This window comes from Flavihumibacter sp. CACIAM 22H1, from assembly GCF_001601815.1.
Lineage (GTDB): Bacteria > Bacteroidota > Bacteroidia > Chitinophagales > Chitinophagaceae > Flavihumibacter.
Map to the genome: position 1 here is coordinate 50,853 of NZ_LUKG01000018.1, position 11,358 is coordinate 62,210.

The window sequence follows — 11,358 nt, forward strand, 5'->3', positions numbered from 1 at the left end:
GCTTAGAGAGATTGATGAAAAATCCCTTATTGGTCGTAAAAGAACGGGAAAAACACCCTTTTATTCAAAAAGGGAATGAATTTACTTTGTTTACCCCTGTCTATAATTGCTGATCCTAAACAATTACTTATGAATTTTCTTCCGTTGCTACTGGGAGCATCATTGCTATTGGTGCTTTCCACCGGGTATGGTCAGGACAAAACCATTATCAACAAATCCGGGAAGGTGACGATGCTCTCCTTCAAGGATGATCAGATCAATGCTATTGACATCAGCGCACTTAAAAACCACAATGCCGATCTTAAAAAGCATCACCGGGATGCAACAGCAAAGCTGATCAAAGCCACCCTTGCCAACCTGAAAAATCAACGCAATAACCTGCGAATTTTCTATGAATGGATATGGGGAAACGCAGAAGTTGACAACCTGGAGAAAGACCTCAAAGCCCTGGAAGGGTACCTGGCTAACAAAGATGTATCCGTCCTTACCCTCCATGAGCTAACCACCCTTAAAACATTGATAGACAAACATCTTTTCAATGGTGAATCATTTGAAAACCTTACTAAGTCTGCGCAGAACCTACAGCTATGGAAAACAGACCTGTTCAAGACTTTCCTGATCGAATACTATAACAACTGCTATACAAATGCAACGGATGCAATTAAAGACTATGGGCTGGATGACCTGTTGAGGGATTCACGTTACCTCGATGAGCAATATGAAGCATCTTCCAAAGTACTGGCAGAAATGCGAAATGGTCCGGAGCAGGTGAGCGCAGCAACCCTCCAGAATCTGCAGAATTTTCATAGCAGGCTCGATGGCGGTCGCCTTACTGCTATCAAAAATGACTTGTTGAAAGAAAAATGGTTCAAGCAGTGGATATGGATAAATGGCGGATCGCTGAGACTCAATCCGCTCAAATTCTCCACCAACGAATACCTCGGTAAATTTTCCAGTGTTGACAAACTAAAGTCAGGTATCTATGAGCAATACCTGGACTCCCTGGCTGCTCGTTATATCCGATACGACAGCACCGAACGAATAGAATCCTTCCGAAAAATACTCGCAGAAAAAGGTACCGGTAATAACAAATATACCCTGAGCAACAGGGCCGATGCAGACAAGAACAATCAAAATGAAATGCAGGCCCTGCTGATGACCAGCAGTCTTGTAAACGATATCTTCATCCCTGAATCCAAAAGTTGCGCCAGCAAAACGGGCACTGAAAGAACGAAATGCGTAAAAGACCATCCGGTTGAATTTCAGAATTTCAGTTTTTCGGAAAAGGATATATTCCAGGCAAGTGCAGAAACGAAGAATTACACCACTCGACCTGTGCGCGCCGGAACAGAAAAAATATTGGTGGTTCACAATATCCCGGCAGCGTATATGCTGGAAATTCAGGAAAAAACAACCACCATCAACGACAGGTCGGATGTACAGACAGGCATCGACAGCTTAATCAGCTTTGCCACCCAGTTGTCTGCACTGGCTGTTAGCTTCTCTCCTTACGGGGCTTACCTGACGCCAAAGCAATTGATTTCAACCAGGAGCATTTCTATGGCTGCATTGCAAGCTGAACACCAGCAAAAATCGCTTTCTGTTTCCCCGGCAGAAAGAACCCTAAAACCTCCCGTTAGTGAATACCTGCAAATTATTTTAGAGAAAAACGGAAGATTCGATCAAACTGTCTTTCAAGAGGCATTGACCAAAATGCCCAGTGATTTTGACCCGGATGCAGAATACATGGATCTTCCTGCCCAAAGGAATGAGGCAGCGATCTTCCTTACTTTCTATGAAGCGGCCTTCACTCAGGCATTGAAAGCAGCCGTAGATAACGTTCAGAAAGACAGCCTCTATCTCAGCCACCTTTCCGCTGCTTTCAGTGAATCAACCCTCCCTCCTTCTGAGCTGGAACCAATAAAGAATACCAAAGCAATTTTTTACTCAAAGATCCTCCATACCAAACCCAGTGATGAACCGGTAAAGCATGAAATATCCATAATTGGGAAAAACGAAAAGGATGCGAAAGATTCAGTGATCGTAAGCAGCTTCAAATTTAAGACCGGAAAGACCTACCGGTTCCAGCTGAGCGCCGGTATTGCGTATACGTTCTCTAATTTCAGTCAGACCAGTGCACAAGAAAAAGACGGAGAGATCCTGATCACCAATACTGCCCAGCAATACCGCTTCTTGGTTGGTGTGCATGTGCACTGGGGTAAGGGCTTGTTCGTGCAGGATAACCGACTCTTTGGAAATTTCTGGGAACGTTCTGCCGCCTTTATTGGCGTAGGTATTCCCAAGCCACTGGAAAATGTATACCTCGGGTACAGCTACGATTTTTTCCCGGGTCTCAAAACTACTTTGGGCACACAATTCATCCGCAACAACAAATATTTTATCCAAAATAACCAGATCCTGGATGAGCGGATCCGCTACCAACTCACTGGCCCGTTTCTGGCTATACAAATTGACCCAACCGGATTACTGAATGCGCTTACGCTGCTTTTTAAAAAAGTTTGATCATGAAACAATTTACCACCCTACTACTCAGCCTTCTTGCCTTTGCCTGTAATAAAAGCGCTGAAAAAGACCGGCTATATCTCAGAGGCCGGCTCTTTCTCCTGGATACTGTTACCAATTCCATAAGATACCAGCCCCTTGCTTCCAAAAAAATAACGCTCACCAATCTGTCTAGCGATAGCCTGAACTACCTCTATTTCACCAGCACTGATGAAGAGGGGTATTTCATATTCAACCTGCTGGCAGATAACAAAGACGATGTTTTTTACCTGCGGTACGAAGACAGTATATCCGGATACCGCTATCTCGGCAAAGCAACAAGTAAACACGGAAACGATTCCATCAGGATGGTGGCAACGCTCGACACCTCCAACCTCAATGGATTTATCATGCTGGTGAAAGACTCTCTCAACCCGGCGGGTAATATCCCAACTGCCACTGTGGCCATCTACAACAGCCGCCTGCTGGCTGAGCTCAACGATCCTGTCGGCGCTGTAGAGACGATAACAGCAGACAATACCGGCAAAGCCATCCGATTCAAACTCCCCGCCGGAAATTACTTTCTGAATGCACAGAAACAAGTGGGCGCCATGGTGCTTCACCGGATCGCCAAACCGGTTACCCTCAGTGCAGGAGTGATTATAAGGGATACTATCCAGGTTAGAAAAAAACAATGATTATGAAAGTAATAGTTACGCTGTCATTACTTTTTCTTTGTACCAGGGGTCATGCGCAAAAAGAAGACTGTGGCACATTTCCTTCTTATTTCCAGGTAGTAAGATCCTACCCGGTACTGGAAAAAATGTATGGTTTCCAGGAAAAAACAGTTGCCTTTGCCGACAATGATAGAACAATTACCGTGAAAGTATATGTGCATGTACTCTACAAAAAAAATGCAGAAAGGATAGCCGAAGCAAAGATCAGGGAACAGTTTGCCATCCTGAATAACGACTTTGCAGGAACCAACCCTGATAACGGCAGTATCCCCTCCCGTTTCAGTAAGGAGGCAGCCGGTAATTGCAAGATTAGTTTCGAAATCGAAAAGATCAATTACCTCCAAACCCGCAAGTCGGCATTTGTGATCAATTATGATACTGTCCTTTGCAAGGAAGCAGATCCCATCAAGTTCAGCAGCCTCGGCGGAGAAGATGGCGCGCCCTCTAATCAATACCTGAATGTCTGGATCGGCAATATCAAAAGAAAAAAAGACGGCATCATAAAACCACTGGCAGGCTATGCTACCCCACCGGGCGGCATTAATATGTACGACGGTGTTGTACTTAATTACCGGTATATCGGCAATGTACCCAATACTTCCTATAATAAAGGACGCACAACCACGCACGAAGTGGGTCACTGGCTTGATCTCCTGCATATTTCCGGAAATGGAGAAAATCAGTGCGGAAATGATTTTGTTGACGATACGCCTACACAGCAGCAACAAAATTACTATTGCCCGTCCGGCATTAAAAAAAATTGCACCCAGGATCCTGATGGAGAAATGTACATGAATTACCTCGACTATGTAGATGACTCCTGTATGTTGATGTTCACCAAAGGACAAAGAAAAAGAATGCGGGACTGTTTTTTCGATCTTACCAAAAGAGGTTCCCTGCTTTCGTTTTCTTCCCTGTTTGAATTTGCAGATTCCAGTTCCATGGTCTTCGACAGCAGTGCAGCGCTGATCAATTCTATGAAGAAGAAATCTGATAAGATCATCTTTACCTGGGAGAATGTGCTTGAAAAGCAAATTGTGTCCGGTGAGGGAAATTACCGGATCTGTATCAGTCAGCTAGGAACGGAGGAATGCATTGAAGCAGGCAACGCTAAAAACAATATGGTAGCGATTGCAAACTTAAAGCCTGGCGCCCTTTACGAGATCATTATCAAATCACGGATTAATGGTCGTGATATCCATCAGCCCTACCCATATATCTTCCAGGCGGATAAAAAACTACCAGCAACCCAAAAGAAACCATTGATCTTACAAACCCAGTAATATTTTTCACGCAGTTTCAATACACCACTAACCTGTTTTAAGCAGGAAGCGGAGGACATTCAGCAGTTCCTAGAAATCAGCGGCTTGAACTAACTGCCGAAATGAATCTATTGCTTGTACAGAGGAATTAATTAAAGAGTCAGGCAAAATAAAAACGGGACAACAATAGACTTCTCTACATTGTCCCGTCAAGTCGGGAAGACAGGATTACAGCCCGTCACCTATATTATTCACTTTCAATCACTTGTAAATAAAAATATCAATACTCACCGATTTACTCACCAGCGTGATAAAACATAAGATCTTGCTTAAAGTTAGGGAAAAACTATCTAAATATCACGGGCTGATAGGCATCAGATGCTATAAGATTCTGACTTTTCTGCCAGATATCCTGAATAGGTTATTTCAGGGAGTTAGAAAATAATCGTAATATTAAAAGCAAATATCTGCACATGTACACAAATACGCAGTTAAACCCAATTCTCTTCTTTCGATTCACGCTTGAAAGTAAACAGCGGGAGCCAAATGACGCTGCATTCAGTACGCCCGATTCCGAACTTGCAGTCGGCCAATTTCAAACTCGAATCACCGAAACACGCGAAGCGGTAGACTCATCAAAAAACGCATAAATAATGGAAATAAAAAACCCAATACTTAAATTTAGAGAACTTACTCAATTCTCGGAAATAGCGCCATCTGACGAAGTTTTCGCTCCGAAACTCATCATCCAAAGTGATTTTAACAGTATAAAAACAGACGCCGTATTCGTCGCTCAGACTTTAATAACTAAAACACGAGAAGCGGTGGACGCATCTGAACATTCTTACTAGTTATGAAACACACAAACCCAATCTTGCTATTCCGAGAAGAAAGTTGCGCTGAACGTATTCCTAAAACAGTTACCGCAGCGACGATGGCTGAAGGTACAGATTCAACTAAGCTGATTTCAGTAGAAAATTATTGTCAGACCCTTATTACTAGATCTAGAGAGGCCGCAGATGCATCTGAACACAGCGATTGATAGTTTAACCGTCGTATCTTGCCTATGCCCCATACATTAGTTATCTCGAACCGAGAAGATGTTAGTATAGAGTACTTGTTATCAAAAATGAATGACCGTGGAATATCCTATCTAAGAGTCAATTCAGAAGATATCGGTTCGCTGCATTTTAACATCAATCCAAAAGGAGAAAAACTTTGCACTTTTCATGAAACCGAACATGATTTGAGCACTATACGTTCCGTGGTTTTCAGACGCATACCGTTAAAGTACAATATTCAGAAAGATGGTGAAAACCACAAATATTTAAACCATGAGCGAAAGCATTTCTTGGAAGGCTTATTTCTTTCTTTAGAAAATGCAAAGTGGATCAACCCGATGTTTGGCACCCAAATCGCCGAACGGAAGCTCTATCAACTTCACGCAGCACATCGCTTAGGATTACGTACTCCGAACTCCATAATTACAAACCGACTGACTCTTGCGCTTGATTTTTTGAAGAAAGAGTCATCCGCAATTATTAAGCCTATATCAAATGGACTACAAGTAGTTGGTGAAAAGGTATATTCAATTTACACGACCGAAGTTAACTTCGAGTCTTTTGCTGATCTACAACTCGCTCCAGTATTCGATACCCCGGTGTTCCTACAGGAGAAGATTCCCAACCAGGGCGATATTAGGGTCACTATTGTTGGTAAATCTGTGTTTGCAGTTAAAATAATTAAAGAAGGTGCGGAGGTAGATTGGAGAAGACCAGAGGTGACGAAAAAATATGAACTGATTCAATTACCCATACAGTTGAAAGAGCAGTTGCTCAATGTGAATAGGCATTTTGGACTGATATATTCAGCTATTGATTTAATTCTTACTCCGGAGGGTGAATATGTTTTTCTGGAGGTAAATCCTGTTGGTGAATGGGTGTGGCTCGAAATAGAACTGGGTCTCAGTATTTCGCATCAAATTATAAGTGAACTAATATGAGCAGCCAAACGAAGTTTATGCCCACTATTGTTGAGTCGAGTTTAAAGCATGGTAAGTTTTGGAAGACATTAACTGGGAATTTGAAGATTTTGTTACATGGGATACTGCCGCACAAAAATGCAGAAGAGCCACCCAATGTGTTTAGCGCTAAAAACATCACTGAGGATGCCGAGTTTTTACTTTCTACTGCACAAGAGTTCTATAAAGAAATAAGTGAAAGGATCGAATTTTTGGAGGAGAAGGGATTCAAGTTGATGACTTATATTACGGCAGTATCTGCGCTTCCGATATTTTTATTAAGTCAGGAACCTGAAGGCGTTTATAAATGGGCAATTATTGTGTCCATTATTCTCCTGACTTTAGCTCTGTTGATTTCGCTTCGATGCATTGGTATTAAATCTCAAAAGGCAATTTACATCGACGCCATATTTACATTCGACGACACTGGGGAAGTCGAACCCAAGAACAAAAGCAAAAAAGATATTATTGCCTCATTGATAAATTGCGCTGTCTTTAATCAAAATGTGGCAGACAATACGGCTGATCTAATAAAAGCAACTAGAATTTTTCTTTCCCTAGGAATAATAGCAACGTTAGTTTCTTCGTTTTTTTACCTATCTGGCGGCCCAAAGAAGAAGGAGAAAGAGGTTAGTAAAGCCATTATAAACTTCAATGACAGTACAGTGATTTATAAGTTCAATCAGCATTTCAAAATGATAGAGTCTATGGTTGAAGATTCTCGAAAGGGACCTGCAGTATCTGTGGATACGGCAAAAATAACGCCGTAGTCAGCATTACAAAAACATTCTTCGGTCACATCAAATTGAAATCGGTCATGGATAAAGGTGCAGAACTACGACAACGATTTTTGCAATTTCAAACGGAGGACTCCTTCGTTGATTACAAGGAAGGAGTTCTTCTTAATGCAAAGGATCCTTTTACTATTAAGCTTATTCAGCATATCATATGAATGTGTAATGCAAGTGAAGGGTTTATTGTCATTGGGTACAAAGAAGATGAAAATAAAATGCCTACGCCTGGAACAATGGATAATGCGATATGTGCTTCTTATGACTCCAGCAGGTTGGCCGATATGGTTGAAAAGTATACGGTCGGTTCAGATAAAATCTCTTTGACGATACACAAGGAAAAAAATAGCTAAAATGGTGTTGTGTATCCAATCATCGAAGTACGGGGGTTTGAAAAAAGCCATTTTTTTGCAAGGTAACGATTCCAGATCTGCTACAAGAAGGCGCGTTGTATATTAGAATTTCCTCAGCTAGAACTGTTAGGGTGGACGATCCAACAACTTGGGATCTGCCTATTGACCAATGTATCTTGAAAAGAAATGAAGAGTTACTTACTCGGGTTGGTTCCCTTGTAACTGAAATGGGAATTTTAGATACTTCTAAACGTGAGGAAGCCGCAACAGAAATCAAGAAAAAAAATGGGTGCAGGCAGACATAGAAGAAGTTACAAAGTTGTTGGAGAAACACCAGCGCTCTCTGGAAGGGCTAGTCTTTACACACTGGCCGCTAATCCACAAGAAGAAGTGGAATGTTGACGAATTGAAGACTGTCTTGTCCTGAAATAGCTTGTCACCCAACAACTTATTATGCAGGAGAAGAAAAAATCAAGACCGAGTCCTTTAAGTAGAAATCCCCATACTCGGCGAGATGAAAATGAGATCCGAAAAATTATTGCGGAAATTGAATCTGGGAGTATTGGAATAAGAACTGCTTGTTTTAAGTACGGACTAAACAGGAATACGCTAAAATTATGGATGACCAGATTAAGTATTCGTACTTTGAGTGATAATAAGAAAAATCCCATAACATGTAGTATGGCGGATGAACACAAGAAACCGGAATTGAATTGTCAGATTAAGCCGTTAAAAAAGTCACTTGAATACGCGAAATTAAAAATACTTGTCCTTGAAACCATGATCAAGGTTGCTGAGGAAGAATTAAATATCAAGATCCGAAAAAAGAATGGTACCAAACAGTCAAAAGAATAAGGCAGAGCCATCCATTTATTGGTTTAGGTACGCTCTGTACACTGTTTGGTGTAACGAGACAGGCATTTTATGAAGCCCAGTCTCATGAAATTAAAACTACTATAGCTCATTCTATCGTGCTTTGTTTAGTGAAGGAAACAAGGGACATTATGCCGATGATTGGAACTCGAAAACTCATTCACATACTTAATAATCAAATTAAGGAACACGGAATTAAAATAGGACGTGATCAATTGTTTGACTTGCTTAGATTTCATGGATTATTAATTCGAAGACGTAAGCGTAGCGTGAAAACTACGGATTATTATCACTGGTTAAAGAAGCATCCAGACCTGACAGGAGGGTTGGAGATATTGAATCCAGAACAATTATGGGTAGCTGACATTACCTATATAAGGACACTGGATGGCTAGAATTATTTGTCTCTTATTACCGATGCATATTCAAGAAGAATTGTTGGATATTGTCTTTACCCAAACTTAAGCAGTGTTGGCTCAGTGGAGGCATTATTAATGGCAGTTAAAGGGCGAATTTATCCCGGAAATAAATTAATGCATCATTCAGACAGAGGCGTTCAATACTGTTCTGGAACATATGTTGACATATTATTTTCAAGAGGTATTGCTATAAGTATTACGCAGTCAGGGAATCCTTATGACAATGCTCTGACCGAAAGAATGAACGGGATTATAAAAAATGAATTTCCACCAAAGAAAGTGTACCAAAACTACAATGAGGCTAAGAAAGCTATTGAAAAAACTGTAATAATCTATAATGATATGAGACCTCATGGCAGCCTGGATAATAAAACCCCGAATGAAGCTCAATACCTTCAGGGCGAAATTCCGAAGAAGTGGAAATCATACAAAAAATCATATCCTAGTATTTGCAATGGCGATTTAAACTAGAAAAAGTAATTTTACTCATTATTACCTGTAAAGAATTAGTAGGATTAACAAAAATTGATGACAAGTCTTTTCAGGATTCTTTTTAAAATGTGTAAGGTTTTTTCAGGACGTGTCACCTTTTATTGGCCGGGGATTTTTAAGGTGAGAATACCCCTATCCCCACCGGTTAAAAATGCAAACACATGAAATTCAAAGCTCCACAATTAAGCACCGGTTTAATGGAGCAATATGGGGAGCAAATTCACTCATTTTCTATTCCTTTCTGAAATGTTGTCAGCCATGATCAAACAGACTGCAGCAGCTTTACTGGATAAGCCAATTCAAATTTCTATATCCTGGTACCGGCCTTTTCGGTTTCATGCATTTCGCAAAAAAAAACAGAGCGCACCTTTGCTATCCACCCTCCTTTCCTTGGGACACTGATACAATTTTCAGAGATTCTGGATGATGTTGAAAATGATTTCCCATCACCCAAAGGCCTGAGTCTGGAAAAAATATACTGGTTTGCTGAAAGGCATTGCTTCTCTCTGGCAACAATTGCAACCCTAGCCATTCAAAACAAACAGGGGCAGCTTCCGGACCCTTTAGTCCGCCAGCTGGAGGGGAATATCAAACCGCATGAATTAATCAGGCTTTACAATGCCCTGGCCGATTTGATTGATGTTAGTACTTTTTACCAATTCTATCACCTTCATAGAAAACAGGATCCGGATGAGGATAAATCTGCGAGCAGTCCAGGAACCAAAACTCTTTGGGGTGTGATCGGTGGGATGATCAAATACTTTCGCTTTTGCTAGAATGAAATCATGTGGAAAATCAGCTACCGAAATATTATGATGCTGTCTGCAACCATTCCCTGCTACAAAACAAAAAAGGATAAAAAGGAGTCTTCTGAAGTCATTCAGGATCGGGATTTGAATTCAGGGGAAGATCTGGCCAGTTTTCTGGGGTTGAAGATGTAATTTAATTCAAGAAATGGCTTTTAAACTTTCTGGATAAATCTATTATTGATTTCTCATTTTCAGATAATTGTTGATTGATTTCGAAAACAAACTTGATTCAGATGTCCTATCATTAAATTCAGCATTGAAATAAGTTCTTGAAATTGCACCATTTATTTTATCCAGCCGATTAACTATCTTCTGAAATTCAGGTATTTCATACTCCTCTAAATAAACCCGTAGTTGTAAATATGACGAATGCAAATTGCTCAATGGATAATAAATTAGCCTATCTAATTTTTCAGATTCTATTTTCCCATTTGCAACAGCAGTAGTTGAAATAGTTTTAATTGATTCAATACAAGTTGAATAATTTTTAAAAAAATCATTAAATCGATCCATTCTACTACTATAGAATAAATCATACTTCTTTTCGATTTTTTTATCAATCATATCATACTTCCTTTTGATAAAGTATGAAATTACTCCAGTTATTAGAGTTAGTGCAAGGGGTAAATTATTTATTAATGATTCTTTTAATGATGCCATAAGTTAAGATTCTTTTTTACATGGACAAGATTGTATATAATCGGGTTTATAATAGTTCATCAAGGATTTAACTGCTTCTAAATATTCTAAATATTTAAAAATTAATTTACTTTTTGATTAGGTCCTCATATTTTAAATTACTCCTACCAGGTTTAGTATGAACAATTTCATCCCTGAACTCCTTTAATGTAGCGATCCTGTTAGTAGCTGCGGTGTCATGTTTGAAAAAGTCTTTTCCAGTAGCTTGTTTTAAAACAAATTTCAATTTTTCATTAAAATCCAATCCTGGTATTTTTTCAGTAGAATAAATTTAAGTTCTCTTTTTCTCAATTACTTTTTTATATTCAAATCCGTCATAAAGATTCTGATAAATAAAAGATTCTAGTAAAGTGAAAAGCATTATAACAAAGCCGGATACACAGCCGTAATAAGCATACAGA

8 protein-coding genes are annotated in these 11,358 nt (G+C 39.9%); 7 read left to right on the forward strand and 1 reads right to left on the reverse strand.

What is annotated here, in order from left to right; translation table 11 throughout:
* Positions 1-129: 129 nt before the first annotated feature.
* The 7 genes from A1D16_RS07435 (at position 130) to A1D16_RS07465 (ending at position 9,428) form a co-directional block, all read left to right on the forward strand.
* Positions 130-2,523, forward strand: a complete 2,394-nt coding sequence (locus A1D16_RS07435) for a hypothetical protein (protein WP_290708724.1) — start codon at positions 130-132, stop codon at positions 2,521-2,523.
* Between the two features lie 2 nt (positions 2,524-2,525).
* On the forward strand, positions 2,526-3,200 hold the full coding sequence (locus A1D16_RS07440) for a hypothetical protein (RefSeq protein WP_290708725.1): 675 nt from the start codon (positions 2,526-2,528) through the stop codon (positions 3,198-3,200).
* 2 nt (positions 3,201-3,202) lie between these two features.
* Entirely contained in the window at positions 3,203-4,522 is a 1,320-nt protein-coding gene (locus A1D16_RS07445; protein WP_290708726.1) for a zinc metalloprotease, read from the forward strand.
* Between the two features lie 1,045 nt (positions 4,523-5,567).
* On the forward strand, positions 5,568-6,503 hold the full coding sequence (locus tag A1D16_RS07450) for a hypothetical protein (protein ID WP_290708727.1): 936 nt from the start codon (positions 5,568-5,570) through the stop codon (positions 6,501-6,503).
* Between the two features lie 17 nt (positions 6,504-6,520).
* Positions 6,521-7,291: a hypothetical protein gene (locus A1D16_RS07455; protein WP_290708728.1), complete on the forward strand. Its 771-nt coding sequence runs from the start codon at positions 6,521-6,523 to the stop codon at positions 7,289-7,291.
* 827 nt (positions 7,292-8,118) lie between these two features.
* Positions 8,119-8,520, forward strand: a complete 402-nt coding sequence (locus tag A1D16_RS07460; protein ID WP_290708729.1) for a hypothetical protein — start codon at positions 8,119-8,121, stop codon at positions 8,518-8,520.
* A gap of 419 nt (positions 8,521-8,939) precedes the next feature.
* Complete coding sequence (locus tag A1D16_RS07465; protein ID WP_290708731.1) at positions 8,940-9,428, forward strand: integrase core domain-containing protein; 489 nt, start codon at positions 8,940-8,942, stop codon at positions 9,426-9,428.
* A 1,004-nt stretch (positions 9,429-10,432) separates the two neighbouring features.
* Here the strand turns inward: A1D16_RS07465 and A1D16_RS07470 are convergent.
* Complete coding sequence (locus A1D16_RS07470) at positions 10,433-10,918, reverse strand: hypothetical protein (protein ID WP_290708732.1); 486 nt, start codon at positions 10,916-10,918, stop codon at positions 10,433-10,435.
* Between the last annotated feature and the right edge of the window lie 440 nt (positions 10,919-11,358).

Excerpts from the sequence above, each read along its gene's own strand:
- A1D16_RS07460 (WP_290708729.1), top strand. The coding sequence starts at position 8,119 with ATGCAGGAGAAGAAAAAATCAAGACCGAGTCCTTTAAGTAGAAATCCC.
- A1D16_RS07450 (WP_290708727.1), top strand. The coding sequence starts at position 5,568 with ATGCCCCATACATTAGTTATCTCGAACCGAGAAGATGTTAGTATAGAG.
- A1D16_RS07445 (WP_290708726.1), top strand. The coding sequence starts at position 3,203 with ATGAAAGTAATAGTTACGCTGTCATTACTTTTTCTTTGTACCAGGGGT.
- A1D16_RS07435 (WP_290708724.1), top strand. The coding sequence starts at position 130 with ATGAATTTTCTTCCGTTGCTACTGGGAGCATCATTGCTATTGGTGCTT.
- A1D16_RS07440 (WP_290708725.1), top strand. The coding sequence starts at position 2,526 with ATGAAACAATTTACCACCCTACTACTCAGCCTTCTTGCCTTTGCCTGT.
- A1D16_RS07455 (WP_290708728.1), top strand. The coding sequence starts at position 6,521 with ATGCCCACTATTGTTGAGTCGAGTTTAAAGCATGGTAAGTTTTGGAAG.
- A1D16_RS07470 (WP_290708732.1), bottom strand. The coding sequence starts at position 10,918 with ATGGCATCATTAAAAGAATCATTAATAAATAATTTACCCCTTGCACTA.